Annotated in this window: 27 protein-coding genes and 2 pseudogenes; 16 read left to right on the top strand and 13 right to left on the bottom strand. The window is 74.7% G+C overall.

Going from position 1 to position 24,352, the window contains the following annotated elements:
* Nucleotides 1-69 precede the first annotated feature (69 nt).
* Nucleotides 70-696 (bottom strand): helix-turn-helix domain-containing protein, encoded by a 627-nt coding sequence (locus AB0953_RS31300; RefSeq protein WP_366862952.1) that lies wholly within the window; start codon nt 694-696, stop codon nt 70-72.
* 82 nt (nt 697-778) lie between these two features.
* Here AB0953_RS31300 and AB0953_RS31305 point away from each other — a divergent pair, with 82 nt between their 5' ends.
* Nucleotides 779-1,192, top strand: a complete 414-nt coding sequence (locus AB0953_RS31305; protein WP_366862953.1) for a DUF4345 domain-containing protein — start codon at nt 779-781, stop codon at nt 1,190-1,192.
* A 30-nt stretch (nt 1,193-1,222) separates the two neighbouring features.
* Here AB0953_RS31305 and AB0953_RS31310 read toward each other — a convergent pair whose 3' ends face one another.
* Complete coding sequence (locus AB0953_RS31310; RefSeq protein ID WP_366862954.1) at nt 1,223-1,453, bottom strand: hypothetical protein; 231 nt, start codon at nt 1,451-1,453, stop codon at nt 1,223-1,225.
* A gap of 299 nt (nt 1,454-1,752) precedes the next feature.
* Here AB0953_RS31310 and AB0953_RS31315 point away from each other — a divergent pair, with 299 nt between their 5' ends.
* Nucleotides 1,753-2,079, top strand: a complete 327-nt coding sequence (locus AB0953_RS31315) for a hypothetical protein (RefSeq protein ID WP_366863002.1) — start codon at nt 1,753-1,755, stop codon at nt 2,077-2,079.
* A 72-nt stretch (nt 2,080-2,151) separates the two neighbouring features.
* Here AB0953_RS31315 and AB0953_RS31320 read toward each other — a convergent pair.
* A pseudogene (locus AB0953_RS31320) lies at nt 2,152-2,358 on the bottom strand (DUF5958 family protein); the annotation flags it as partial.
* 6 nt (nt 2,359-2,364) lie between these two features.
* Between AB0953_RS31320 and AB0953_RS31325 the strand changes: the two are divergent.
* Nucleotides 2,365-3,024: a response regulator transcription factor gene (locus AB0953_RS31325; RefSeq protein WP_366862955.1), complete on the top strand. Its 660-nt coding sequence runs from the start codon at nt 2,365-2,367 to the stop codon at nt 3,022-3,024.
* A gap of 13 nt (nt 3,025-3,037) precedes the next feature.
* Here the strand turns inward: AB0953_RS31325 and AB0953_RS31330 are convergent, their stop codons facing one another.
* The 3 genes from AB0953_RS31330 to AB0953_RS31340 are packed head-to-tail and all read right to left on the bottom strand — an operon-like array spanning nt 3,038 to nt 6,406.
* On the bottom strand, nt 3,038-4,285 hold the full coding sequence (locus AB0953_RS31330) for a sensor domain-containing protein (RefSeq protein ID WP_366862956.1): 1,248 nt from the start codon (nt 4,283-4,285) through the stop codon (nt 3,038-3,040).
* Entirely contained in the window at nt 4,278-5,648 is a 1,371-nt protein-coding gene (locus AB0953_RS31335; RefSeq protein ID WP_366862957.1) for an FtsX-like permease family protein, read from the bottom strand. The genes AB0953_RS31330 and AB0953_RS31335 overlap by 8 nt, the downstream gene beginning before the upstream one ends.
* A 5-nt stretch (nt 5,649-5,653) precedes the next feature.
* Nucleotides 5,654-6,406 (bottom strand): ABC transporter ATP-binding protein, encoded by a 753-nt coding sequence (locus AB0953_RS31340; protein WP_366862958.1) that lies wholly within the window; start codon nt 6,404-6,406, stop codon nt 5,654-5,656.
* 535 nt (nt 6,407-6,941) lie between these two features.
* Here AB0953_RS31340 and AB0953_RS31345 point away from each other — a divergent pair.
* Nucleotides 6,942-7,643 (top strand): hypothetical protein, encoded by a 702-nt coding sequence (locus tag AB0953_RS31345; protein ID WP_366862959.1) that lies wholly within the window; start codon nt 6,942-6,944, stop codon nt 7,641-7,643.
* Between the two features lie 205 nt (nt 7,644-7,848).
* On the opposite strand, the gene AB0953_RS31350 is transcribed toward AB0953_RS31345, so the two are convergent.
* Nucleotides 7,849-8,451, bottom strand: coding sequence for a TetR/AcrR family transcriptional regulator (locus AB0953_RS31350; protein WP_366862960.1), 603 nt, complete (start codon nt 8,449-8,451; stop codon nt 7,849-7,851).
* A 188-nt stretch (nt 8,452-8,639) separates the two neighbouring features.
* Between AB0953_RS31350 and AB0953_RS31355 the strand changes: the two genes are divergently transcribed.
* From AB0953_RS31355 to AB0953_RS31385, 7 genes are all read left to right on the top strand, one after another.
* Complete coding sequence (locus AB0953_RS31355) at nt 8,640-10,109, top strand: amidase (RefSeq protein ID WP_366862961.1); 1,470 nt, start codon at nt 8,640-8,642, stop codon at nt 10,107-10,109.
* A gap of 190 nt (nt 10,110-10,299) precedes the next feature.
* Complete coding sequence (locus AB0953_RS31360; protein ID WP_366862962.1) at nt 10,300-10,908, top strand: GPP34 family phosphoprotein; 609 nt, start codon at nt 10,300-10,302, stop codon at nt 10,906-10,908.
* Between the two features lie 108 nt (nt 10,909-11,016).
* Nucleotides 11,017-11,619 carry a TIGR03086 family metal-binding protein gene (locus tag AB0953_RS31365; RefSeq protein WP_366862963.1) on the top strand — a complete coding sequence of 201 codons (603 nt, stop codon included), beginning with the start codon at nt 11,017-11,019 and terminating at the stop codon, nt 11,617-11,619.
* 90 nt (nt 11,620-11,709) lie between these two features.
* Complete coding sequence (locus AB0953_RS31370) at nt 11,710-12,288, top strand: hypothetical protein (protein WP_366862964.1); 579 nt, start codon at nt 11,710-11,712, stop codon at nt 12,286-12,288.
* Nucleotides 12,289-12,482: 194 nt separating this feature from the next.
* On the top strand, nt 12,483-13,367 hold the full coding sequence (locus tag AB0953_RS31375; RefSeq protein ID WP_366862965.1) for an aldo/keto reductase: 885 nt from the start codon (nt 12,483-12,485) through the stop codon (nt 13,365-13,367).
* Nucleotides 13,368-13,523: 156 nt separating this feature from the next.
* Nucleotides 13,524-13,994: a hypothetical protein gene (locus AB0953_RS31380; RefSeq protein WP_366862966.1), complete on the top strand. Its 471-nt coding sequence runs from the start codon at nt 13,524-13,526 to the stop codon at nt 13,992-13,994.
* A gap of 192 nt (nt 13,995-14,186) precedes the next feature.
* Nucleotides 14,187-15,449 carry a GNAT family N-acetyltransferase gene (locus AB0953_RS31385; protein WP_366862967.1) on the top strand — a complete coding sequence of 421 codons (1,263 nt, stop codon included), beginning with the start codon at nt 14,187-14,189 and terminating at the stop codon, nt 15,447-15,449.
* A 29-nt stretch (nt 15,450-15,478) separates the two neighbouring features.
* On the opposite strand, the gene AB0953_RS31390 is transcribed toward AB0953_RS31385, so the two are convergent.
* Nucleotides 15,479-16,312 (bottom strand): dienelactone hydrolase family protein, encoded by an 834-nt coding sequence (locus tag AB0953_RS31390; RefSeq protein ID WP_366862968.1) that lies wholly within the window; start codon nt 16,310-16,312, stop codon nt 15,479-15,481.
* 141 nt (nt 16,313-16,453) lie between these two features.
* On the opposite strand from AB0953_RS31390, the gene AB0953_RS31395 reads away from it, so the two are divergent.
* A complete protein-coding gene (locus AB0953_RS31395) occupies nt 16,454-17,488 on the top strand; it encodes a helix-turn-helix domain-containing protein (RefSeq protein ID WP_366862969.1) in 1,035 nt (344 codons plus the stop codon).
* Nucleotides 17,489-17,506: 18 nt separating this feature from the next.
* Here the strand turns inward: AB0953_RS31395 and AB0953_RS31400 are convergent, their stop codons facing one another.
* Nucleotides 17,507-17,722, bottom strand: a complete 216-nt coding sequence (locus tag AB0953_RS31400) for a hypothetical protein (RefSeq protein WP_366862970.1) — start codon at nt 17,720-17,722, stop codon at nt 17,507-17,509.
* A gap of 26 nt (nt 17,723-17,748) precedes the next feature.
* Here AB0953_RS31400 and AB0953_RS31405 point away from each other — a divergent pair.
* From AB0953_RS31405 to AB0953_RS31415, 3 genes and pseudogenes are all read left to right on the top strand, one after another.
* A pseudogene (locus AB0953_RS31405) lies at nt 17,749-17,916 on the top strand (NAD(P)-binding domain-containing protein); the annotation flags it as partial.
* Complete coding sequence (locus AB0953_RS31410) at nt 17,900-18,271, top strand: hypothetical protein (protein WP_366862971.1); 372 nt, start codon at nt 17,900-17,902, stop codon at nt 18,269-18,271. The pseudogene AB0953_RS31405 and the gene AB0953_RS31410, both read left to right, overlap by 17 nt.
* 81 nt (nt 18,272-18,352) lie before the next feature.
* A complete protein-coding gene (locus AB0953_RS31415) occupies nt 18,353-19,405 on the top strand; it encodes a lactonase family protein (protein ID WP_366862972.1) in 1,053 nt (350 codons plus the stop codon).
* A 43-nt stretch (nt 19,406-19,448) separates the two neighbouring features.
* Here the strand turns inward: AB0953_RS31415 and AB0953_RS31420 are convergent, their stop codons facing one another.
* The 3 genes from AB0953_RS31420 to AB0953_RS31430 form a co-directional block, all read right to left on the bottom strand.
* Nucleotides 19,449-19,754, bottom strand: coding sequence for a hypothetical protein (locus AB0953_RS31420; protein WP_366862973.1), 306 nt, complete (start codon nt 19,752-19,754; stop codon nt 19,449-19,451).
* A 176-nt stretch (nt 19,755-19,930) separates the two neighbouring features.
* Nucleotides 19,931-20,302 (bottom strand): hypothetical protein, encoded by a 372-nt coding sequence (locus tag AB0953_RS31425; RefSeq protein WP_366862974.1) that lies wholly within the window; start codon nt 20,300-20,302, stop codon nt 19,931-19,933.
* Nucleotides 20,303-20,390: 88 nt separating this feature from the next.
* On the bottom strand, nt 20,391-21,089 hold the full coding sequence (locus AB0953_RS31430) for an alpha/beta fold hydrolase (protein ID WP_366862975.1): 699 nt from the start codon (nt 21,087-21,089) through the stop codon (nt 20,391-20,393).
* A 219-nt stretch (nt 21,090-21,308) separates the two neighbouring features.
* Here AB0953_RS31430 and AB0953_RS31435 point away from each other — a divergent pair, with 219 nt between their 5' ends.
* Nucleotides 21,309-21,953 (top strand): dihydrofolate reductase family protein, encoded by a 645-nt coding sequence (locus AB0953_RS31435; RefSeq protein ID WP_366862976.1) that lies wholly within the window; start codon nt 21,309-21,311, stop codon nt 21,951-21,953.
* Nucleotides 21,954-22,029: 76 nt separating this feature from the next.
* Here AB0953_RS31435 and katG read toward each other — a convergent pair whose 3' ends face one another.
* The gene (gene katG / locus AB0953_RS31440) at nt 22,030-24,228 is read right to left on the bottom strand and encodes a catalase/peroxidase HPI (protein WP_366862977.1); all 2,199 of its coding nucleotides are present in this window, start codon (nt 24,226-24,228) and stop codon (nt 22,030-22,032) included.
* Nucleotides 24,229-24,352: the final 124 nt, after the last annotated feature.

Genomic DNA, 24,352 nt, shown 5'->3' on the forward strand with positions numbered 1-24,352 from the left:
CCCCAGACGCGCAGCCGGGCCGCGCGTCTGTGCGGGCCGGTTGCCGCGGCGGCGGCAGCAAGGCCCGCGCTAGCGCGGCCAGTCGGGGGCGGGGTCCTCGTCCAGGAGGGGGCGGACGGCGCCGAGGAGGGCGCCGATGCAGACGTCACGCAGTTCGGCAGGCGTACACCTCGGCTGCCTCGTCTCCGCCGTCTGCGCGAGCCAGTCCACGCACAGGACCTGGACGAAGACCAGCCAGCTCTTCAGGACGCCCGAGACGGCCTGCCGGGCGGCCCCGTCCGCGAGGGGGAGGACGCCGAGGAGGCGCTCGCGCAGGGCGTCGAGCTCGTCGCTGATGATCGTCTGGATCACGGGGTCGCCGGCGAGGGCGCGGTTGGCGGCCAACACCGTGTTGCGGTTCTCGGCGAAGTACGCGATGTGGGCGTCCAGTCCCTCGGTGAGCTGTTCCACCAGGGTGTCCGCAGGGTCGAGGCGGGTACGGGCCAGCAGGTGCTCGGCGACCTGCCGGTAGAGGGCGGCGAAGAGCTCCCGCTTGGTCGCGAAGTGCTGGTAGAGCAGCGCGCGGGAGACCCCGGCGCGCTCGGCGACGTCCTCCATCAACACGTCGTCGTAGGGGTGCGCGGCGAAGAGCTGCGCGGCGACGCCGAGGAGTTGGGAGCGGCGTTCGGCGGGGCTGAGTCGCTGGCGGGGAGGCACGGATCCAGCCTACTTGACATGTGTCCAGTAGTGGCGGCTAGCTTAGTGGACACACGTCTAGTAGGCGGAGGGGTGACCAGTCATGGCCAAGGCCAGGATCCTGCGGGGACTCGTGCGGGCGATGGGGTACGCGTGTCTCGCCATCGGGATCGGGCACGTGCTGCTCGGCAACCGGTCGATCCCGGGCGCCGATTCGGCCGGCCCGACGATCGACAGTCTCGGGCGGTTCTTCGGGGCGATCTTCGCGGGATACGGGCTGGCCTGGCTCCGGGCGGCCCGCCGCTCGCCCATTCCGGCGGCGGCCGTGCGCGGGCTGGCCGGGGTGTTCCTGCTGGGCGCTGTCGGGCGCCTGCTCTCGCTCGCGGCGTCCGGATGGCCGCACTGGTTCCAGGTGGTGCTGACGGTCGTCGAACTGGTGCTGGCGCCGGTGTTCCTGTGGCTGGCGGACGCGGAGGAGAAGGCGCTCGCCGGGGGCGGTGGGCGGGTCCGCGTGTGACGCCCGCCCGGCCGCCCGGCCCGCGGGGGCTCAGGAGGTACGGCGCGGGCCGACTCCGTGGAGCAGGGTGTCGATGATGCGCGTCGCCAGCGCATCGGGATCGGGATCGGGGTCGGGATCAGGATCGGGGGCGGAGGCGGGCTCGCCACAGCCGCCGCCGGCGTCGGCCCCTCCGTGCAGGGCTTCGCTGATGAGCGCGTAGAGGACGCGGCGCACCCACTCCAGGTCCGCGTCGGGGGCGATCACGCCCTCGGCCTGCATCCGGCCGAGCGGTTCGGTGCAGCGGTGCAGCGATCTCCTCGTGCGTCCGGGCGGCCCGCTGGCTGCGGGCCGCGGCAGGCCCGAGGGCGAAGCCCCAAGCGCCCTTGACGCGAAGGACGTTGGCCGTGGCGGGGTGCAGCGCGACCAGCGGCGGGGCGGTCTCGGGGTGGCCGTCCTCGATGGCCTCGGCGAGTTTCAGTGCGGCTTCGGCGGCCAGGGCGTCGACCAGGGCCTGCCGGTTGGCGAACCGCCGGTGCTCGGTGGTGCGGGTGACTCCGGCCGCCTCGGCGACCTGTTCGATGGACGCCCGGATTCTCGGCCAGGACCCGCTCCGCCGACCGCCTGGCCGCCCTCCGACCGACGCGGCCCGGCTCACGGGGTGGACGCCCACGTCCTGGTCCCAGGACGGGACCTCACCGCACCGGACGCCCGCCCGCCGCATCGGCGCCGAGCCGGCCGACCGGGGCCTGGCCGCGGACCGCGCGTACGTCACCGCGGGCCTGAGCCACGCGGTGACCGCCCACCTGGCGCCCCGCCGGCCCCGCACCATGGTCGCGGCGATCGCCGAGCGGCTCTCGCGCGGCGTCCGCGACGCCCCCAAGGCCCTCCACCGCATCCCGACGTGAGACCCGACCGCCCGCCCCGGGCCGAAGTGGCCCCTGCTGCGCATCCCCGTCCGCCGCACCCAGGTTGTGCCAGAAGTGCCCGCAACTCCCCTTGCAGTGCGTCTGCCTGCGGCGGCTGTCGGCCACGGCGAACACCGAGACGAGCACGCGGAACGCCGTCACGTGTTCGTCGGCGGGGAGCCCCGCGAACCCGTAGCGGGGCGGGTCCCTCCTGCGGGTCGGCAGGCGCCCACTGCCTCCGCCCCGGCCGCCGAACGGTTGCCGGCCCGGGTCGATAATGGGTCCGTGATCGACAGGTGCGTGCGGGTGGTGTTGGCCGAGGACTCCGTCGTGCTGCGGGACGGCATGGTGGAGCTGCTGGGTGCCCGCGGATGCGAAGTGGCGGCGGCGGTGGGGACGGCGGCCGAGCTGCTCGACGCGGTGGCCGAGCACCGGCCCGACGTGGCCGTGGTGGACATCCGGATGCCGCCCACCCACACGGACGAGGGCATCCGCGCGGCCGTCGAGATCCGGGCGAGGACGCCCGGGACCGGCATCCTGGTCTTCTCCCAGCACGTCGAGACCGCCTGGGCGTCCCGGCTGCTGGCGGACGGAGCGGCCGGCATCGGGTATCTGCTGAAGGAACGGGTCGCCCGCACCTCGGAGTTCGTGGACGCCCTGCACCGCGTCGCCGACGGAGGCACGGCGCTCGACCCGGAGGTGGTCACCCAGCTGATGCGCGGGGGACGGCGCAGCCGGGTGGACTCCTTGACGCCGCGCGAGCGCGAGGTGCTGCAGCTGATGGCCCAAGGCCATTCCAACCGCTCCATCGCCGGGTTGCTGGTGGTCTCGGAACGGGCGGTGGAGAAGCACGTGGCCGCCGTCTTCACCAAGTTCGACCTGCGGGCGACCGGAGCCGACAACCGCCGGGTGAAGGCCGTCCTCACCTACCTGGCCGAGAGCTGAGGCCGGTCGCCCGTCACAGACGCACGGGCAGCTCGGCGGTGACCACCGTGGGGCCGCCGGGCGGGCTGTCGACCCGCAGTACGCCGTCCACCACGGCGAGCCGCTCCGCCAGACCGGTCAGGCCGCTGCCGGCGCCCGGGGCCGCGCCGCCGCGGCCGTCGTCGCGCACGCTGAGGCGGATGCGGCCGCCGGCCGTCTGTGCCGTCAGCTCGGCCGAGCCGGCACCGCTGTGCTTGGCCACGTTGGTGAGCAGCTCGGCGGCGCAGAAGTACAGGGCCTGCTCGACGGCGTGGTCGGGCCGCACGTCAAGGTCCAGGCGGATGCCGACGGGCACCGGCGAGGTGGCGGTGAGCCCCGGCAGGGCCTGCTCGAGACCGCCGTCCAGCGCCACCGGGTGGATGCCCCGGGTGAGCCGCCGCAGCTCGGCGATGGTGTCGTCGGTCTGGCCGCGGGCCCGGTCCACCAGGACGCGCAGCCGCCCCAGATCCGGGCCGGCGGCGGGAGCGAGCGCGTCCCCGGCCAGCGACAGGGTGATGGCCAGGGCGACCAGCCGGGCCTGGGTCCCGTCGTGCAGGTCACGCTCCAGGCGGCGGAGCCGGTCGGCGTTCTCCGCGAGCAGGGTGGCGCGGGCGGCCTCCAACTCCCGCACCCGCCGCTGGGCCCGGGCCGGGCCGAGCAGCAGCCGCGCGAGCCGCCGCTCGGCCCCGCTCAGCGCCCGGACCGCGCCCGGCACGGCGGACAGGAGCAGCAGGCCGAGCACCACGCAGGCGGCATCCGGCCAGCCGGCCGGCCGCGGGCCCGGTTGCAGCAGGCGCACCCAGAGCGGGAAGCCGATCAGCCAGCCGCTGGCGAGGGGGAGCACCACGGCGGCGGCGAACCCGAGCAGACCGAGGGGCAGCCGCAGCACCAGGTAGAGCAGCGTCCGCCAGGCGACCGGGTCGGTCAGCACCGTGCGGCCCCGGGCCACCACCCCCGCCGGGCGGGCCAACTCGCCCGGCCCCTCCACGTACGCGCCGAGCATCCGCGCCACCAGGCGCCGGTGCAGCGCGCCGAGGCCGCGCGCCCCCAGCAGCGCGGCGACCACGAACGGCAGGCCGAGCACGGTGAGCGACAGCAGGGCCCCCGCGTACAGCACGGCGAGTGCATAGACGCCGCCGACCAGCCCGAGCGGCATCCCGACGACCGCGAAGGCCCAGTCGCCGGCCCGGACGGAGGGACGGCACCGCCGCCGGGCCTTCGCCGCCCCCTCCTGCTCAGTCACGGCCACCGCTCACCAGCTCCGCCGCCGGGCCGCGTACCGCCCGCACGCCCGTGGCCAGGATCGCCGGGACGGTCAGCGCCGCAGCACCCGCAACGATCCACCGACAGGCGGCCACCGGTACGGCCGGCACCGCAGAGCCGGTCACCGCCGCGCTGAACGCCGCGGACGAGGCGCCCGCGACGGCGGCGCCGAGCAGCACGCCCACCGCTGCGGTCAGCACGGCCTCCGCGGTCAGCATGCGCATCAGCTGCGCGCGGGTCGCGCCGACCAGCCGCAGCAGGGCGAACTCGCGGCGCCGGTCGGCCGTCACGGCGACGAGCGTGTTGACGGTGGAGACGGCGGCGAAGCAGACCAGCAGCGCCAACTCCGCCTGGCGCAGCCAGACATCGGTCGCGGAGGTGACGCGCGTGGCCGCGCCCGGGGCTCCGGCCCCGGCGGTGTGGGTCATGATCACCATGGTGCCCGACAGGCCCACGAGCAGTGCCACCGGCACCACGGCGGAGGACAGCCGGCGCGCGTACCCGCGAAGGTTGGCATCGGCCAGCCAACCCGCCCCGGGCGCCAGCGCCCGTACCGGCGCACCCAGCACGGCCGCCAGGATGCGCGCCGCGAGCGGGCCCAGCAGGGCGACCGCGACCAGCAGCACCAGCGAGCCGAGCAACGCCGCCTGCCCCGCCTTGTCCAGCTGCTCCACCGGCCGCGTCGCGGCCAGCCGCAGCAGCAGCCCGCCGCCCACCAGCGCGCCGATCCCGGCGAGCAGGCGCGCTGCACCCGTCCGCCCCTGCTCGGTCGAGCTCGCGGTGAGGGCGGCCGCGGGCGGAATGCGGGAGATCCGCCACGCCGCGAGGGCCGAGGCGGCCAAGCCGACGGCGAGCGCCGCAGCCAGCGCGACCAGCATCGGCACCGGCGTCCCCGGCACCTGCACGCCCGGCGCCGCCATACCGCGGCGCTGCAGCTCGGCCAGGAGCCGCCGGGCCGCCGCCGCGCCGACGAGGCAGCCCGGCACGGCCACCAGCACCGCGGTCGCGAAGACCTGGCCGCGCACCAGCCGCCGCGCCTGGACGGGAGTCGCCGCGACGGTACGCAGCAAGGCCAGCTCGCGGTGCTGCTGACGCAGGGCGAAGCCGAGCGCATTGACCACGACGAAGAACGCCACCAGCACGGCGATCTCACCGAAGGCGACGGCGATCACCTTCAGGCCGGGCCCGTCCACCGCCGCCCGGCCCGCCGCGGGGGCCGCGAGGTCGGCGGCGAACAGCGAGCCGAACAGCGTCACCGTGGCGACGGCCAGGAACAGTGCCACCGCCAGGCCGGCGAAGGCCGCCGGACGCCGGCGCATCTGGCCGAGGGCGATCGCAACCACCGCCCTCACCCGCCCAGCCGGCTCAGGCGTTCGCCGACCCGGCCGGCGGTGGGCCGGTCGAGCTCGTCGACCACCAAGCCGTCGGCGAGCAGCAGCACCCGGTCCGCGTACCCGGCGGCCACCGGGTCGTGGGTCACCATCACGCAGGTACGGCCGTCCCGGTCCACCCCGTCGCGCAGCAGGGCCAGGATCTCGTGCCCGGTGGCCCGGTCGAGCGCACCGGTCGGCTCGTCGGCGAACAGCACCTCGGGCCGGGACACCAGGGCCCGGGCGATCGCCACCCGCTGCTGCTGCCCGCCCGACAGCTGCCCGGGCCGGTGCCGTTCGCGCCCGGCCAGTCCCACCCGGGCGAGCGCATCCGCCACCCGGTCCCGGCCGGGCCGCTTCCCCGCCAGCCGTCCGGGGAGCTCGACGTTCTGGGCGACGGTCATGGCCGGCATCAGGTTGAACGCCTGGAAGACGAACCCCACCCGGCTGCGCCGCAGCTGCGCCAGCCGCCGTTCGGGCAGCCCCGTCACCTCGGTGGATCCCCACCACACCGTGCCGCGCGTGGGCCGGTCCATTCCGGCAAGGCAGTGCAGCAACGTCGTCTTGCCCGATCCCGACGGCCCCATCACCGCCGTGAACGTCCCGGGCGCCAGGGCCACCGACACTCCGCGCAACGCCCGGACGGCGCCGGCGCCCCGCCCGTACTCCCGATGCAGCCCGTCCGCCCGTGCGGCGCTCCCCGGACCGACCTCATTCACCATCTCCACCATGCGCCCATCCTCGAAGGCGCGGCCACGGCAATCGATCGTGTCCCCACCCGAATCGAGGGTGTGGAAAACCGAACGCCGGGCGCGGCCCTGCCCGTTGGATGTGGACGTCCGGTCAGAAAGGGTCCCCGCGCGCGTCACAGACGACGCGGCCGACGCCCTGGCCGCCGGTACCGCTGCCATCAGCGCGGAGGACCAGGCGATAGCAGGCCGGCTGCGTGCCGCCGGGGGCGCACTGGAGGACGCCTGATGGTGTCCGTACCCGAGCTGAGGAAGGCGGACCCGCAGAAGTGGCGCTCCGCGGCGGACGACGCGGTGGCCGTGGCGAAGCAGTGCGACGGCCTCGCCTCGTACGCGCGCCAGGACGTCGCCCGGACGATCAGCCGGTGCTGGGTGGGCGAGGCCGGCCGCACCGCAACCGAACGGTTCGTGAAGCACGCAGACGACTACGAGACGTCCGCACTGGCCCTGCGCGCCATGGCCAAGGCCTACGACGACCTGGCCGACGTGATCGCGGCGGCACAGCGGGACCTCAACAGTGCCCTGGACTACGCCCGCCCACGGCCTGAAGGTCGACGACAGCGGCCGCGTGCAGCTGTCGCACCCCGTCATGGTGCCGCAGGGCAGCACCGAGCACCTCGAACCCGTCAACCACCCGCAGGGGATCATCGCCGACGCCCTGGGCAAGGCCCCCCGGGCCGACGCGGACACGGCCCGCGCCCTGCGCACGATCGAGGGCCTCACCGCCGTCTCCGACCCGAAACTGGCCCAGGAAGCCCTGACGCCCGGATCCCCGCTCGCCATCGCCCTGGCCCTGTCGGGCGGCACCGACGGCCTGCACCCGATCAACGTCTCCCCGGCCCAGTTCCCCGCCCTCGACCGGGCCGCGGCCGAGACGGGCGTCAGCCGGAAGCTGCTGCTCGCGATCCTGTGGCAGGAACAGCAGGGGTACCAGAACTTCAGCCCGGGCCTGACCGGCCCCCTGGCCGAGGCCGGACGGGTCTTCAACTGGACATTGCAGCAGTCACTCAAGCCGGACAAGTCCCTGGGCATCACCCACATGAAGTCGGACACGGCGCGGGCGGTGATGGAGAACCACCGCAGGGCGTTCACGCTGCCGGACGGGACGTTCTACCAGGAAGGCGGCGGCCCGCACACCGGAACCGGAACCGGCCCCGCGGAACCCGGCACTCCCTCCCCGAGCCCGGGGCCTGCGCCCAGGCCCCCGAGGAGCAACTGACTCAATGCACACACGCAAGCCCGTATCGCATCACGGCGCAGCGGTCCGTACGGCCAGACCGTCGTCGCCGCCGGCAACTGGTTCATCTGGGTCCGGCCCGGGGTCTACGCCCACGACATGGCAGCGGCCCTGCCCGGCTCCGTGGTCCTGGAACCGCTCACGGCGAAGTAGGGCCCGGCCCCCGCGGTGACCTCGGGGAATCCGGTCACGCGTCGTTCCCCCAGAGGCGGGCCAGGTGGGCGTGGAGGACGTCCTGGGCCTCCCGGGCGGTGAGGTGCCCGATCAGGACGTGAGTGGTGAGGCCGTCGGCGAGGGCGAGCAGCGTGCGGGCCTCGTGCTGCGGGCCGAGTGGCCCGGTGGGGGCGCCGCCCTCTGCGGCCTCGGCCAGGAGCCGGGCGAACACCTCGTGCAGCGCCGCGTAGTTCGCCCGGAGGGTCTCGGCCAGCGGCGCGCTGACCGCAGCCTGGGCGACGAACGCGAGCCAGACCCGGGCCTCGGCGCGGTGCTCCTCGCGCAGCAGGGCGACCTCCGCGGCCGCGTGGCCCAGGGCCGACGCAGCCGACTGGGCCGGGCTCCGTACGAGCCGGGCCCGCACCCGTGCGTCGATCCGCTCGCCCACGTACCCGAGGGTGAAGGCGAGCATCTCCTCCTTGGTGCGGAAGCAGCGCTGGACGGCGCCCATCGACACCTCGGCCCGGTCGGCGACGTCGCGCAGGGTCACGCCCTCCAGCCCGCTCTCGTCGGCGAGCCGGCACACGGCCTCGGCGATGAGCCGGCGCCGGGCCTCGTGGTCCACCTGCCTGGGCATGTCCGCCTCGCCTCCCCGTTCCTGCCGCGGTCCCCGTCCACCGCGGAGGGGCGCACCGCACAGCTTATTCGATGCGGTCGCATCGATTCCGTTGTACCGTTCCGATGCGGGCGCATCACAACGCATCCCAACGCGTCGCAACGCAACGCGCCGCACACATCGAGAACGAGGACGGGAGAGTACGACCCATGCGGGAAGCCCTGTGGCAGAAGCCGGCCGCCGCCCAGGCGGAAGCCGTGCGCAGCGGCGAGGTGTCCGCCGTCGAACTGGTCGAGAGCCACCTGGAGCGCATCGCCGAGGTCAACCCCACGGTGAACGCCATCACCCAGCTCATGGCGGATCGGGCGCGCGCCGACGCGGCACTCACGGACCGCCGGCGCGCCGCCGGCGAGCGGCTCGGGCCCCTCGCGGGCGTGCCGTTCACGGTCAAGGAGACCACCCCCGTCGAGGGCGTCCCGACCACCTTCGGCGTGCCGCGCTTCCGCGACCTCGTCGCCCGGGCCGACGCGCCCCCCGTGGCCCGGCTGCGCGCCGCCGGGGCCATCCCGATCGGCCACGCGAACGTCCCCACCCTCATCCTGGCCGGGATGCACACCCGCAGCGAGCTCTTCGGCGACACCGCCAACCCGTGGGACCCCGGCCGGACCCCGGGGGGCAGCAGCGGCGGCGACGCCGTGGCCGTGGCCACGGGCATGGCCGCCCTCGGCCTCGGCAACGACTCCGGCGGCTCCATCCGCGTCCCCGCCCAGTTCTGCGGCGTGGCCGGACTGAAGCCGACCACCGGCCGCTTCCCCGCCGACCACCGCGTGCTCGGCCCCGACGACCCCGGCCCGGCGTCCCAGATGCTCGTCACCGACGGCCCGTTCGCCCGTACCGTGGCGGACCTCCGCCTGGCCTATGAGGCCCTTGCCGGCACCGACCCGCGGGACCCGAGGGCCGTACCCGTACCCGCGTACGGACCCCCGCTCCCCGGACCGGTGAAGGTCGCCGTGGTGGCGGACCCCGGCGGCCGCGGGGTCCACCCCGCGGTCCGTGCGGCCGTCGCCGACGCGGCCGACGCGCTCCGCGACGCCGGGTACGAGGTGTGCGAAGTCCCGGACGTCCCGCGCCTGGACGAGGCCCTCGAGGCGTACGACCGGATCACGGTGACCGAGTTCGCCCCCACCTGGCCGGTGGTCCGCACCCTCCTGGGCGAGGGCGGGGACCGCTACATCCAGCTGGCCATGGAACGGACGCCGCCCGCCACCGCCGAAGAACTGGTGAAGCTCATGGGCACCTGGCTGGACATCCGCCGCTCCTGGGCGGGCTTCCTCGACACGTACCCCCTGGTGCTCGGCCCGTCCTTCACCGAGCCGCCGGTCGAGCCGGGCCTGGAGTCGCGCGACCGGGCCGGCCGCGACCGGGTCGCCTCCGGCATGCGCCTGTGCACCGCGACCAGCTTCGTGGGGATACCCGCCGTCGCCGTCCCGACCGGACTGCGCGAGGGGCTCCCCGCCGGAGTGCAGATCATCGGACGCGCCTTCCGCGAGGACCTCTGCCTGGCCGCCGCCGAGGCGGTCGAGGACCGCCTCGGCGTCCTCACACCGGTCGACCCCCGCCGCGCCGGCCAGTACGCCAACGGTGTTGGCCCCTGTGGCCGCTCCGGGACCAGTCACTGACCTCCGTACGCGAGCATGGTCCCTCACGGACGACGACCGCTGCCACCCCACCGCCATCCGCACGACACGCGCCACCTCGTGGCGCTGCGCGGGCCCGGACGTGCGGTGGAACGGGCAGCGGTTGAGCGATGCTTGACCCGCAGCCCGCCCCTCGGCGGGACGGGTACCGCCGACGACAAGGGAGCCGTACATGACCACGGCAAAAGACCTGTTCACCATTGCCCTGGAGCCTCATCCCGAGCACTCCGTGGGGCAGGGTGACCTGTCCCTGTCCCTCGCGGGCGCCGAACTGGTCGACCTCCTCCGTGCGCAGGCCATCGACCTGGACGGCGATCTCATCGTGCCGGGCCCGCAGTCGGTCCCGGACGACCGGCTGCTGGGCGCGGCGGCTTCGGCACTCGTTCGGCAGGAGCCGTATGAACACGTCGAGGACTGGCTGTGGCGCAGGGGCCGTGACCTGGCGGCGGCCTACCAGGCCGCGTTCGAGGAGGACGGCCTGCTGGCGCGTGCGCGGCGCGGCCGCCTGAACTTCGGGGCCGAGCGCATGGAGCTCGTCGACACGCCCGCCCGGCGTCTTGCGCAGAGCCGTTGGGAGGAGGACGAACCCGTCCTCAGGGCCCTCGCATCGGCCGTCGGCATCCGCCGCAGCGGGATCCCCGAGAACGATGCCGGCCCGGACGACGAAGCGGTGTCGACCGTGCTGGCCGCCGTCAACGACGCGGTGACGGAACTGGAAGCCGTGCGCCAGCGGCGCTCCATCGAGAACGCGGCCTTCGCCAACGTGTGGCGGCTTCCGTAGGCCCTGCGCCACTCGGCGGGCCTCGCGGACCGGCGGCCCGCGTTGCGCCGGGGCGGGGGCGCGGCTGCGGTCTACGCTTCGAAGCCATCGTTTCGGAGGGAGCGGTACATGACCGATGCGGCGACTCTCGACCTCGGGCCGCAGGCCGAGGCGGTGGCCCGTCTCGTGGCGGGCGTCACGGACGACCGGCTCGCCGACCGGACGCCCTGCCCCGGGTACGCGGTCGACGGCCTGCTGGGCCACCTCGCGCACCTCGCCGCCGCCTTCCGCGACGCCGCACGCAAGGACCTGGGCCCCACCACCGACACGGCCCCCGGCGCGACCGCCCCCTCCCTGCCGTCCTCCTGGCGCGAGGAACTGCCCCGGGTCCTCGGTGAGCTCGCCGACGCCTGGCGGGATCCGTCCGCATGGACCGGCATGACCCGCGCGGGCGGCGTGGACCTGCCCGGGGACGTCGCGGGGAGGGTGGCCGCCGACGAACTGGTCATCCACGGCTGGGACCTGGCCCGGGCCACCGGCCAGGCGTACGCACCCGACCGGGCCGCGCTGCAGGCCTCGTACGCGTTCCTGCTGGCGGCCGCCGAGGACGAGAGCCGCGGCGGGGGCATCTTCGGCCCCGTCGTGCCGGTACCCGACGACGCCCCGCTGCTGGACCGGGCCGTGGGACTGAGCGGGCGCGATCCGCGCTGGTCCCCGCCCGGCAACCGGTGACCAGGGGGCGGCCACCGAACGGGCGTACACCGCCGCTAGCGTGATCACATGTACGAGATCAACGGCGTGACAGCCACGCCAGGAGGGCGCATGACCCTCCGGTTCCACGACCACGGCTTCGTCGTCAGGCCGGACGGGCGCAGCGGCCGCACGGCCGACACGTTCTTCGGCGAGGAAGCCGGATGCGTCACCGCCCTGGTGCTGCTCGCATCGATCGGGGTCTTCACCTTCCTCCGCAGGACCGGGGCACCGGAGGCCGCCGTCACGGCCTGCATGTGGGTGTTCATCGCCGCGGTCTGCTACGGGACGCTGCTGGTGCTGTTGCACTGGACCGCCGGGGTGGTCGCGAACGCCCTGCTCTTCCTCTTCGTCGTCGCGACACTCCCCGCACTGCTGATTCCCGGCTACCGGCGGGCGGTGAAGCGCAGGTGGGGCGGCGGCGGCCCGGAGAGCGAGCCGGGATGGGTGCCCGGCGCGGTCCTCGCAGGAGTGTGGCACCACACGGATCCCCGTGCCGGCGCCGTCGTGACGGTCCAGCGGACCGACGGATCCGTCACCGCCTACGCCGTCCCGCCGGACAAGGCCGGCGATCTCCACCACTGTTTCGACGTGCTGCTGCGCCGTTCCCGCGCGGGAGCCGCCCCGGCGGCACAGGGCCGCCGTCCTTAGGGGCGGCGCCGGCCGTCCGCGAAGGGCGCGGTGCCGGTGCCCGTACCGGTGCCGGCACGGGCGGTCAACAGTACGGCTGAAGACGTGTGCAGTAAGTCGCTACTTCTGCTGATGGCGACGGGAGTCCAGGGTGGAGGCATCCATCCGCTGCCGCCCACCCCGGACCGGCCATCCGCCAAGGAAGACGAACCGCCGTGCAGTACCGCACCCTCGCAGACATCCCGGTCAGCGCCATCGGCCTGGGAGCCATGCCGCTGTCCATCGAACACCGTCCCGACGAGAGCCGGGCCATCGCCACCGTCCACGCCGCCCTCGACGCCGGCGTCACGCTCATCGACACCGCCGACAGCTACCACTGGCACGCCGGCGAGGAGGGCCACAACGAACTGCTGATCGCCCGGGCCCTGGCCCGCTACGGCGGCGACACCTCCGGCGTCCTGGTCGCCACCAAGGGCGGCCGGGGCCGCCCCGGCGACGGCAGTTGGACCGTCACGGGCACCCCGGAGCACCTCAAGCGCGCCGCCGAGGCCTCCGCCCGGCGGCTGGGCGCCGAGGCGATCGGCCTGTACCAGCTGCACAAGCCGGACCCGGCCGTGCCCTGGGCGGAGTCCGTGGGCGCCCTGCGCGAACTCCTCGACGCCGGCACGATCCGCAGCGCCGGCATCTCCAACGTCACCACCGCCCAGATCCGCGAGGCGCACGCGATCCTCGGTCCCGGCCTCGTCTCCGTGCAGAACCAGTACTCGCCCGCCGTCCGCGACAGCGAGCCCCAGCTGCGGCTGAGTACGGAACTGGGTCTGGCGTTCCTCCCCTGGAGCCCCCTCGGCGGCCTCTCCCGCAGCTCCCTCGAGGGACCCTCCGGCCCGACCTCCGCGGGCACCGCGTTCCACCGCGTCGCGGCCGGACGCGGCGTCAGCCCGCAGCAGGTGGCGCTGGCTTGGCTGCTCACCCGCTCCCCGGCCGTGATCCCGCTGCCGGGAGCCAGCCGCCCGGCCTCCATCACGGACTCGGCTCGGGCCGCGCACCTGGAGCTGAGCGAGGCGGAGCTGGCGCTGCTCGACCGCGAACCCCCGCGCTGACCTCGGGAGCTGGCCGCTGGAGAACTGTTCACCCTCGGACGGGAGGCGTTCAGGGCGCGATCATCTCGTATTCTTGTGGGATGTGAAATATCACATCTCACAGAGCGGGTTGATGACCCGTCACGCATCGAGGAAGACGAAGGAGCGCACGTCCCCATGAACCGCTTAGCCCTTCTCGCGGTCGGCGTCGCCGGCCTGACCGTTGTGGCCGCCGGCCCGGCCGCCGCGAGCCCGGCCGCCGCGACCCCCGCGGCCGCCGCCGACCAGACCGTGACCACCTGCGGGAACTCGGGCCTCCAGGCAGGCCTGGCCACCAGGTTGTGCGCGGAGGTCATCGGTACCGCGGTGGAGTTCCACGGCAGGGTCGGCCTCGCCGGGCCGCCCTCTCCCGGCAGCCCGACGCCGGCCCCGAAGGAGCTCTTCACCACGCTGTCCGTCGAGGTCGTGGGCGCCGGCACCCCGCCCGTCACGCAGGACAGGCCGGTCGTCTTCACCTCCACGACGCTCGAGGTGCACGGTCCGGCGATCACCGCCCCCTGCGGCGCGACGGTCCGCGGCACGTTCGGCGTGGCCTCCTTCCCCTGGTCGGCCCGGCCGGTCGTCCACGAGGTCACCCTCACCTGCTGACGCCCCTGCGCCCGGCGCACTCTCCCAGGTCGGCCCGGCGACGCGCACGGACGCATCGCCGGGCCGACCGGCCCCCCGCCGCCCGGGAACCACGGGGCCCGTAAACCGTTTGACCCGGCGGTGCGCCGGCGCTGCACTGGGGCGGGGCACCGCGGGGCGTGGTGCCCGGATCCAGGGGAGGCAGCAGCAGCAATGGACATTCGTCCCACGACCGAGCAGGACCGCGAGGTCTTCGTCGACACGGTGCACGCGGCGTTCGGGCTCTTCCGGGAGACCCCGCGCGAGGACGGCGGCGGGGTCTTCTGGGCGGCGTACGAAATGGACCGCAGCCTGCTCGCCGTGACGGCGGACGGGCGGCCCGTCGGCACCGCCGGTGCGTACTCCTTCGAGCTCACCCTCCCCGGAGAGGTCCTCGTCCCGACCTCCGGGGTCACCGCCGTCGGGGTCCTTCCCTCGCACCGGCGCCGGGGCGTGCTCACGGCGATGATGCGCCATCAGCTCACCGCACTGCGGGCCCGGGGGGAGTGCCTCTCCGTACTGCTGGCCTCCGAGGCCCTGATCTACCGCAGGTTCGGCTACGGGCCGGCGACCTACACGGCGCACCTGACGGTGCAGCGCCACCGGGCGGCCCTCGCCCTTCCCCGGGCGGGCGGGGGAGCGGGAGACGCCCCGGCGCCCGGCTCGGACACCCGCTCCGACACCGGCTCCGACACCGGCTCCGTCGAGGTGATGCGGCGTGCCGAGTGCGGCGACATCCTGGAGGAGGTGTACGACCGGTACCGCCGCGCCCAGCCCGGCGCCCTGTCCCGGCCGCACCGCTGGTGGACCTCGGGCGCCGGACAGCCGCCGATCGCTCCGGCGCCGCGGTACATCGCCGTGCACCGGGACGCCGCCGGCACCCCGGACGGGTACGCCTGCTACTCGATCGGCGATGCCCGGTCCCTGAAGGTCGACGAGATCATCGCCGCCGACGACGCCGTCCACACGGCCCTGGCCCGCTTCCTGCTCGGCCACGACCTGGTCTCCGAGGTCGCCTTCAAGCACGTCCCGACCGACCACCCGCTGCGCTGGCAGCTCGCGGACTTCCGCGCCGGCGAGGTGAGCGGCGCCTCCGACTGGCTCTGGGTGCGGCTGCTGGACGTCCCGCGTGCACTGACCGCGCGCGGCTGGTCCACGGACGGCGAGCTCGTCCTCGACGTCGACGACCCGTTCCTCGGCGAGCACGGCCGCTACCTGCTGTCCGTGCGGGACGGCAAGGCCGAATGCGTCCCGACCGACCGCGGGCCCGACCTGTCCCTCGATGTCGGCGACCTGGGCTCGGTCTACCTCGGCGGCACCGCCCCGAGCACGCTCGTGCGGGCCGGACACATCCGGGCCCACCGCCCGGACGCCGCCCTCCGCGCCGACGCCCTCTTCCGCGCCGAGCGCTCGCCGCACTGCCTGCACTGGTTCTGACCCCCGCGGCCCGTCGGCCCGCAGCCCGCTCAGCCGGCGGGCTGCGGCCGGGTTCCGGACGGGTCCAGCAGGCGGTCGGCGAGGAAGGCCAGGATCTCGTCGCGGGCCCGTACGGTGGGGTGGCCGGCCTCGTCCACGAGGTGGGCGGTGACGACGCTGTGCGGGGTCCCCACCAGCTCGGCGAAGAAGGGCGGCGGCGCCGGGTGGGCGGCGCTGTCCGGCAGGACGCGCCCGTCGAAGGCCTCGCCGAGCAGCGCCCGGTACGCGGCGAAGCGCTGCCCCGTGCACCAGCGGTCGCCCTCGAAGCGGTAGGCGAGGACCGTGAGGCGGTCGCGGTGCAGCCGGTCGCGCACCGCCCGCGCGTCCGCCGCGTCGAGTTCGAGTCCGCCGGGGTCGTCGAGCGGCAGCGAGGGGTGGTTGACCACCGGGGCGATCACCGCCGGTTCCAGGGCCATGGTGAGCGCGAAGTTGCCGGTGAAGCACAGGCCGATCGCCCCCACCCCCGGCCCGCCGCAGGCGGCGTGGGCCTGGCGGGCCAGGCCGCGCAGCCAGAGGGTCACCGGGCTGGTCCCGCCCCCGGCGAAAGCACGGAACTCCGCGCTGACACAGGCCCGGCGGACGACCTCCCGGCCGCCCCCGACCGTGGGGAAGGCGCCGTCGGTCCCGAACAGCGAGGGCACGTGGACGGTGAAGCCCGCGTCCCGCACCCAGCGCGCGAGCCGCAGGACGTCGGGGCTGATGCCCGGCATCTCGGGCAGCACCACGACCGCGGGCCCGGCCCCGGCCACGTACACGGTCTTCTCCACCCCCTCCACGGCCATGCTCCGGCGGGTGAAGTCGTCGATCGGGTCGTCGTCGCTCATGGGCCCAGCCTGGCCCCGGAACCGGGCGCCGGGTGAGGGGCGGGACCGCCAAGGCCGGGGGTAATCTCGCCCACGCGAGCCGGGCGGGCGGCACACGGCCGCCGCCACGCGGGCGGCGGGGACACCAGGGGGTACGGCAGCATGGCGGAGGCGGCGCGACCGCCGCAGGACGGTACGGGCCCGGGCGCGGGACCGGGCGCCCTGCGGGTCGGGATCCTGGCGTACCCGGACTGCTTCGCGTCCGAAGTCTTCGGCGTGCCCGACCTGTTGACGATGGCCGGCCACATCGCCGGTCCCGACGCCCCCGGCTACCGCGTGTCGGTCCTCTCGCCCCGCCGCCGGGTCGTCGCCTCGGGCGGCGCCGCCCTGGACGTGCGCCCCCTGCGCGAGGTCGACGTCCTCGTCGTCCCCGGCTTCGAACTGCTCCCGGACACCGACCCCGACGCCCGCCTCGCCCGCCTCGCGCCCGAGATCGCCGCGATCCGCGCGCAGGCCTCCGCCGGGACCGCCGTCGTCTCCCTCTGCGTCGGCGCGTTCCTGCTCGCCGATGCCGGGCTCCTCGACGGGCGCCGGGCCACCACCTCCTGGCTGCACGCCGGCGAACTGGCCAGGCGCTGCCCGGGCGCCGACGTGCAGCCCGAGCACCTGGTCCTCACCGACGCCGGGGTCACGACCACGGCCGCCTTCTCCGCCATGTACGACTTCGCGCTGGACCTGGTGCGCCGGCACAGCGGCGCCCGGGTGGCCCGGACCACCGCCCGGGTGGCGCTCGTCGACGACGCGCGGACCTCGCAGACCCCGTACGTCGACCACCGCCTCCTGCCGCAGCCCGGCCGGGAGTTCTCCCAGCGGGTCATGCGCCGGCTCGACCAGGGCCTCGCCGAGCCGTACGACCTCGCCGCGCTCGCGGACGCCTTCGGGGTCAGCACCCGCACGCTGCTGCGCCGCTTCGCCGCGGAGACCGGCCGCAGCCCGCTGTCCCACCTGCAGGCCTCCCGCATCCGCCGCGCCCGCCACCTCCTGGAGACCACCGACCGCACGGTCGCCGCCGTGGCCGCGGCCGTCGGCTACCGGGACCCGGGGACCTTCGCCGCCCTCTTCGCCCGCCACACCGGCCACCGCCCGAGCGCCTACCGCACCGCCTTCCGCCGCACCGCGGCCGCCGGGCGCCCCTGAGCGTCCGCAGGTAGACGATCAGCCGGTGGCCGCGGCCACGTCCTCCCAATTGCCGTGGAGGCTGCGGGCGGCGGGGTGGAGGAAGGTGTAGCGGGCGGTGGTCCGGCGGTTCTGCGGCCATGCGTCGATGCCGGGCAGCAGGCACAGGCCGCGCGGGTTGGCGGCGAGGAGGTCGTTGGCCCGGCTGAGTACGTACGCGGGGCACGGGTCGACGATGTCCAGCATCCGCAGCAACCGCCGACGAGGCCTCCTCCCGCGCGGTGAGGCAGGGGTCCGACGGCATCCTGGCGGGCGCCGGCCGCAACGCCGTGCTCATCACCTCCGCCACCCTGCCCGTCGACTGGGCCGAGGAACTGGCCGCACGGTGCGCCCGGCAGGGCGCGGCCTTCTGCGACATGCCGCTCACCGGCGGTGCGGCCGGGGCCCGGACGGGAACCTGGTGCTCCTCGCGGGCGGCGACGCGAACGGCCTGGCCGCGCTGCCGCCCGTGGCCGACGCGATCGCCCGGGAACTGCGGCACAGGTCGGCGAGGCCCTGCTCGACCGGCCCGGAGGCGTCGTCACCCGGCTCGCCTGGGAGAGCTACCTGACCCCGCCCGAGCCGCTGAACTTCTCCGCCGCATGGGCCCGCAAGGACCTCGCCTACGCGGCCCGCCTGGCCGACGGAGCCGGCCAGAGCCACCACCCCCTCCTCGACGGCGTCCTCTCGCTCTTCGCCGAGGCCCTCGCCGAGGGCCGCGGCGAAGAGGACTGGAGCACCGTGAACCCCACCGCGCCGCACTAGCGCGTTTCGACCCCCCGCCGTACGGCCGAAGGACCGAGCGGCCTCCCCGGCCGCGGCGGTCCCTGCTGTTACCTTCGCCCCATGGTCGAGGGCGGCAGCACACGCGCGTACATCGGTTCGTTCACCTCGGGGGGCGGCCGGGGGATCACCACCGCGGCCGTCGATCCGGCGAGCGGAGCGCTGACCCCGCTCGACGGCGTCGCCGACGGCCTGCCGAACCCCGCCTGGCTGGCTCTCGCGCCCGGTGGCGGAGTGCTGTACGCGCTGAGCGAGACCGACGAGGGCGCCGTGGCGGCGTACCGGCCGACACCGGAGGGCCTGACGCCCCTCGGCCGGCCCGTCCCGTCCGGCGGCCGCGGCCCGACCCACCTCAGCGTGGCCGGCGGCCGGCTGCTGGCCGCGCACTACGGTTCCGGCACGGTGAGCAGCCTGCCCCTGGGCGCCGACGGCACCCCCGGCGGGCCCCCTTCCGTCCTGGCCCACCGCGGTGCGGGCCCGGACCGGGACCGGCAGCAGGGGCCGCACGCCCACCAGGTGCTGCCCGACCCGTCCGGCCGCTGGGTGCTCAGCGTGGACCTCGGCACCGACTCGGTACGGGTCTGCTCGCTCGCCCCGGGAAGCGGGGAGTTGCGCCTGCACGCCGAGACCGCCCTGCGCGCCGGGAGCGGGCCGCGCCACCTCGCCTTCCACCCGGCCGGCGGGGTGGTCTACGTGCTGCACGAGCTGGAGCCCCAGCTCACCGTCTGCCGCTGGGACGCGGCCGAGGGGCGGCTGGTGCCGGTCGGCGAGGTCTCGGTCCTGCCGGCGGACGCGCCGTCGGACCCGCGCCCGTACCCGTCGGTGCCGGTCGTCTCACCGGACGGGCGCTTCCTCCGGGCCGCCGTCCGCGGCGCCGACCTCGTCGTCACGCTGTCCCTCGCCGACGGCGCCGAGAAGCCGCAGCCGGTCGACTCGGTGCAGTGCGGCGGCAGCTGGCCCCGGGACCTGGTGACCGACCCGTCCGGGCGCCGGCTCTACGTGTGCAACGAGTGGTCCGGCGACGTCACGTGGTTCGAGGCCGATCCGGTGACGGGCCGCCTGCAACGGGCCGGCCGCCTGGAGGTCCCGGCCGCGGCCTGCCTGGTACTCGCCTGACCCGCCGAACCGGAGTACTCCCCGTCCGGCCGGGGCCTCGCCGCTACAGGTCCCCGGACTCCACCACGTCGCAGTCCGTGAAGGCGGGCGGCCGCGTGCAGAGCGCCGAGAGCTGCCGGGCGAGCTCGGTCGTCTCCGGCGCGTCGCTGTTGGCCATGGCCTCCTCGTACGAGTCGAACTCGACCACGGCCAGATAGCGGTTCGGATTGGCCCGGTCGCGCAGCAGCGTGCGGTGCTTGGGGCCGAGCTTGCGGCCTCCCGCCCCGGCCGTCTGCTCGTACTGGTGCATGAGCTCGCGAATCTCGTCGGCGCGCTCGGTCTCGAAGTCGATGATCTGCGCGAACGTCATGGGACCTCCCGGTCCGCGGCGCTCCCGCCGGCCGGGAGCTCTCCCTGTCCAAGCAAGCACCGGCCGGCGTACGCGGCAACTCCGCGCAGGCCGCCGGGCGACCCCGCAGCAGGCCCTCCGCGCCGCGCTGCTGCGGCGGATCCGGGCCGGGGCCCGCCGGGGACGGCCCGGCGGCGTCAGGCCCGGGCGGCTCCGGGGGTCTGGCCGGCCGTCTCGAAGCGGTGCTCCGTCGGCTTGAGCACCTCGTAGAGGTGGCCGAAGTACTCGGTCTGCGCCGTTCCCGTGAGCACCGCGAGCAGGAAGGCGGTGCACCCCGGCCCGTGGTGCTCCCACAGGGGGCCGCGCCCCTCGTTGTAGAGCACGGTCCACTCGTCGGGATGCTGTCCGGGCCGGACCAGCCAGTACAGGAACGCCCCCGTGCCCTCCTCGAACGCCCAGGGCAGGACCCGGGCCCCCGCCTCCGACAGCCCGGCGGGCTTCGGCTCGCCCGTCTCCCACAGGTCCGCCAGGATCTCTTCCCGCTCCGCCGTCTGCGCGTGCCGGGGCACCGAACCCGCGTCAACAACAACGCCATCGGCCCGCAGCTGCCGCCCGGGCCGGCCTCCACCCACGTCGAGAGCCCTGCACCACATCGACTCAGCGGATGTGTGCCCGGACCTCGCGGTAGACCTCCGCGTCGAGGGGGAAGTCCGTGTGTCCCAGGCAGCCCGTCCGGTGGTTCACCGCTCCCGCAAGGGCGACGGTCGTGTCCGGGTTGATGATGGTGTCGCAGGGCGACATCCAGGTGGCGTACCGCGGGGAGCCCGGGGTCTCGTCGCCGGTGTTGAGCGCGGTGAGGAAGGCGGAGCCGGGCCGCATCTCGGTGCAGGAGGCTCCGCCGCACCAGTAGGCGGTGTTGGTCCCGTGGTTGGGGCCGGCCAGGGAGACCCACGCGTCGACCTTGGAGTCACCGCCGAGGTTCTTGAGGTAGTGGCGGGAGGACAGCGAGCCCATGGAGTGGGACACGACGTCGACCTTGGCGGCGCCGGTGGCGGCCAGCACCCGCTCGATCTCGGCGGCGAGCCGGGTGGCGGTCGTGGCGTTGGACTGGCCGGTCGGGTACGTCCACTGGTCGAGGAGGTCGGCCGGCCAGCCGTCGGACCGGAAGCGTGCGGCCATGCGGTCCCACGTCGAGCCGTCGGAGTTCCAGCCGTGGACGAAGACGACGGGATCGGGGCGCGCGTCCCGCACGCCGCCGGACGGTGCGGTCGGCTCGGCCGAGGCGGTTCGCGGCAGGAACGTCGCCGAGAGGGCGAGGGCGAGGGCGGGTACCACGCGCAGGATGTCGGTGTTCACGGTAAGGGTGTAGTGAACCGCCGTGCGGAGGGCGGCCCGGCGGCGGCCGCGGTCACCCGCTCGGAGGCCCGTATTCACTCCAGGAACGTTTCGGCGCACGCGCGGGTGACGGGGCCGGCCCCGGCCCGGGCGGCGGCGGGTGTTCCCGGCCCGGCCGGCGATGAGTTTTCCGGGCCGCGGGAGTCTGCCCTACCGTCCACCACCACAGAGGAGGAGCACGTGGCTCAGTTGCTGAGGGTCCAGAACTTCAACGTGAGCAGCGACGGCGTCGCCGCCGGCGAGGACCAGAGCCTGGAGAGGCCGTTCGGGCACGTCGACCCCGGGAAGCTGTTCGCCTGGGCCGGGGCCACCGCGAGCTGGCCCAACCGCACCGACCCCGGCGGCAGCCGGGGCCTGGACGACTACTTCACCCGGGACTTCGCGAACAACATCGGTGCCGAGATCATGGGCCGCAACAAGTTCGGGCCCCAGCGCGGGCCCTGGCAGGACCACGACTGGCGCGGCTGGTGGGGCGAGGAGCCGCCGTTCCACACCCCGGTGTTCGTGCTGACGCACCACCCGCGCCCGTCGTTCTCGCTCTCCGACACCACGTTCCACTTCGTCGACGCCGACCCCGCCACGGTCCTGGCGCAGGCGCGGGAGGCCGCGCAGGGCAAGGACGTCCGGCTCGGCGGCGGGGTCACCACCATCAGGGAGTTCCTCGACGCGGACCTCGTCGACACCCTGCACGTGGCGGTCTCGCCGGTGAAGCTCGGGTCGGGGCTGCGGCTGTGGGAGTCACCGGAGGAACTGCTCGACCGCTTCCACCTGGACGTCGTGCCCAGCCCGAGCGGCGTGACCCACCACCTGTTCTGGCGGAAGTGACGCGCCGCGCCCTCCCGGGAGCGGAGCCTGGGGCGTCCGGGCCGGCCGGCCGACCGCCGACCGGCCCGGCCCGGGCTCAGCGCAGGTCGAACCGGTCGAGGTTCATGACCTTGTCCCAGGCGGCCGCGAAGTCGCGTACGAACTTCTCGCCCGCGTCCGCGGAGGCGTACACCTCGCAGATGGCCCGCAGCTGCGAGTGCGAGCCGAAGACGAGGTCGACGGCGGTGGCGGTCCACTTGACCTGGCCGGAGGCGCGGTCCCGGCCTTCGTACTGGTTCTCGCCCGACTCGGACGCGTGCCACTCCGTGCCCATGTCCAGCAGGTTGACGAAGAAGTCCGTCGTCAGCTTCCCGGGCCGGTCGGTGAGGACGCCGTCCCGGGACTGCCCGACGTTGGCGTTCAGCGCCCGCATGCCGCCGAGCAGCACGGTCATCTCGGGAGCGGTGAGCGTCAGCAGGTTGGCCCGGTCCAGGAGCAGCGTCTCCGGCGCGAGCTTCTCGCCGGCCCGCAGGTAGTTGCGGAACCCGTCCGCCCGCGGCTCCAGCACGGCGAACGACTCCGCGTCCGTCTGCTCCTGCGAGGCGTCGGTGCGCCCCGGTGCGAACGGGACCGTGATGTCGTACCCGGCGTCCTTGGCGGCCCGCTCGACGGCCGCGCACCCGCCCAGCACGATCAGGTCGGCGAGGGAGACCCTCGTGCCGCCGGCCTGCGCGCCGTCCGTGCCGTTGAAGTCCCGCTGGATCCCCTCGAGGGTCTGCAGGACCCTGCCCAGCGCGGGGGTGGCGTTGACCTCCCAGTCCTTCTGCGGGGCGAGCCGGATCCGGGCGCCGTTCGCGCCGCCGCGCTTGTCGGTGCCGCGGAAGCTGGCCGCCGAGGCCCAGGCCGTCGAGACCAGGTCGGAGACGGACAGCCCGGAGGCGAGGATCTTCTCCTTGAGGGCGGCGACGTCCGCGTCCGTGACGAGGTCGTGGTCGACCGGGGGGACCGGGTCCTGCCACAGCTGGGGTTCGGGGACCCAGGGGCCGAGGTAGCGGGAGAGGGGCCCCATGTCGCGGTGGAGCAGCTTGTACCAGGCCCGGGCGAACGCGTCGGCGAGGGCGTCCGGGTCCTCGTGGAAGCGGCGGGCGATGGGCTCGTAGATCGGGTCGGCGCGCAGCGCCAGGTCGGTCGTCAGCATCATGGGAGCGTGCCGCCGCGACGGGTCGTGGGCGTCCGGCACGGTGCCCTGGGCCTCGGGGTTCTTCGGCGTCCACTGATGGGCGCCGGCCGGGCTGGTGGTCAGCTCCCAGTCGTACCGGAACAGGTTGTCCAGATATCCGTTGTCCCAGGTGGTGGGCTTGTTGGTCCAGGCGCCCTCCAGTCCGCTGGTGATCGCGTGGACGCCCTTGCCGGTGCCGTACGTGTTCGGCCAGCCGAGGCCCTGCGCTTCCAGGGGGCAGCCCTCGGGCTCCGGTCCGACGTACTGCGGGTCGACCGCGCCATGGCATTTTCCGAACGTGTGGCCGCCGATGATGAGCGCGGCGGTCTCCTCGTCGTTCATCGCCATCCGGCCGAAGGTGTCGCGGATGTCCCTGGCGGCGGCCAGCGGGTCCGGGTTGCCGTTCGGGCCCTCCGGATTCACGTAGATCAGGCCCATCTGGACGGCGCCGAACGGATGGGCGAGTTCCCGGTCTCCGCTGTAGCGCTCGTCTCCCAGCCAGGTGTCCTCGGGTCCCCAGAAGATCTCCTCCGGCTCCCAGATGTCCTCGCGCCCGAACCCGAATCCGAATGTCTTGAAACCCATCGACTCCAGAGCGCAGTTGCCGGCGAATACCAGGAGGTCGGCCCAGGAGATCTGCTTTCCGTACTTCTGCTTGACCGGCCACAGCAGGCGGCGCGCCTTGTCCAGGCTCGCGTTGTCCGGCCAGCTGTTCAGCGGGGCGAACCGCTGGGCTCCGGCGCCGCCCCCGCCGCGGCCGTCGGCGATGCGGTACGTGCCCGCGGCGTGCCAGCTCATACGGATGAAGAGGGGCCCGTAGTGGCCGTAGTCGGCGGGCCACCAGTCCTGCGAGTCGGTCATGACCTCGAACAGGTCCCGCTTCAGCGCGTCCACGTCGAGCTTCTTGAATTCTTCCGCGTAGTCGAATTCCTCGCCCATCGGATTGGAGCGGGGCGAGTGCTGGTGGAGGACCTGGAGATCCAGCTGGTTCGGCCACCAGTCCCGGTTCGTCCGGGGCCGCGTCGCGGTGGGGGTCGGGGAGGGGATTACCGGGTTCTCGCTTTCGCTGCCGGACATGTCCGTCCTTCTTTCCTGTCGCGCTCTTTCCTGCTGCCGGCTACTGCCCGCGCGTGACGTCGCCCGTGGGGTGCCGGGTCGTCCGGCGACGACCGTATGGCACGTCGGACTTCAGAGCCACGAG

Origin of the sequence: Streptomyces sp. NPDC046866 (assembly GCF_040704625.1) — a bacterium.
Taxonomy (GTDB): Bacteria; Actinomycetota; Actinomycetes; order Streptomycetales; family Streptomycetaceae; genus Streptomyces.

Bases quoted from the DNA above. Each gene is read 5' to 3' on its own strand.
- AB0953_RS31305 (WP_366862953.1), top strand. From the start codon at position 779: ATGGCCAAGGCCAGGATCCTGCGGGGACTCGTGCGGGCGATGGGGTAC.
- AB0953_RS31310 (WP_366862954.1), bottom strand. From the start codon at position 1,453: ATGCAGGCCGAGGGCGTGATCGCCCCCGACGCGGACCTGGAGTGGGTG.
- AB0953_RS31315 (WP_366863002.1), top strand. From the start codon at position 1,753: ATGGACGCCCGGATTCTCGGCCAGGACCCGCTCCGCCGACCGCCTGGC.
- AB0953_RS31340 (WP_366862958.1), bottom strand. From the start codon at position 6,406: ATGGTGGAGATGGTGAATGAGGTCGGTCCGGGGAGCGCCGCACGGGCG.
- AB0953_RS31350 (WP_366862960.1), bottom strand. From the start codon at position 8,451: ATGCCCAGGCAGGTGGACCACGAGGCCCGGCGCCGGCTCATCGCCGAG.
- AB0953_RS31355 (WP_366862961.1), top strand. From the start codon at position 8,640: ATGCGGGAAGCCCTGTGGCAGAAGCCGGCCGCCGCCCAGGCGGAAGCC.
- AB0953_RS31360 (WP_366862962.1), top strand. From the start codon at position 10,300: ATGACCACGGCAAAAGACCTGTTCACCATTGCCCTGGAGCCTCATCCC.
- AB0953_RS31365 (WP_366862963.1), top strand. From the start codon at position 11,017: ATGACCGATGCGGCGACTCTCGACCTCGGGCCGCAGGCCGAGGCGGTG.
- AB0953_RS31370 (WP_366862964.1), top strand. From the start codon at position 11,710: ATGACCCTCCGGTTCCACGACCACGGCTTCGTCGTCAGGCCGGACGGG.
- AB0953_RS31380 (WP_366862966.1), top strand. From the start codon at position 13,524: ATGAACCGCTTAGCCCTTCTCGCGGTCGGCGTCGCCGGCCTGACCGTT.
- AB0953_RS31385 (WP_366862967.1), top strand. From the start codon at position 14,187: ATGGACATTCGTCCCACGACCGAGCAGGACCGCGAGGTCTTCGTCGAC.
- AB0953_RS31390 (WP_366862968.1), bottom strand. From the start codon at position 16,312: ATGAGCGACGACGACCCGATCGACGACTTCACCCGCCGGAGCATGGCC.
- AB0953_RS31395 (WP_366862969.1), top strand. From the start codon at position 16,454: ATGGCGGAGGCGGCGCGACCGCCGCAGGACGGTACGGGCCCGGGCGCG.
- AB0953_RS31415 (WP_366862972.1), top strand. From the start codon at position 18,353: ATGGTCGAGGGCGGCAGCACACGCGCGTACATCGGTTCGTTCACCTCG.
- AB0953_RS31420 (WP_366862973.1), bottom strand. From the start codon at position 19,754: ATGACGTTCGCGCAGATCATCGACTTCGAGACCGAGCGCGCCGACGAG.
- katG (WP_366862977.1), bottom strand. From the start codon at position 24,228: ATGTCCGGCAGCGAAAGCGAGAACCCGGTAATCCCCTCCCCGACCCCC.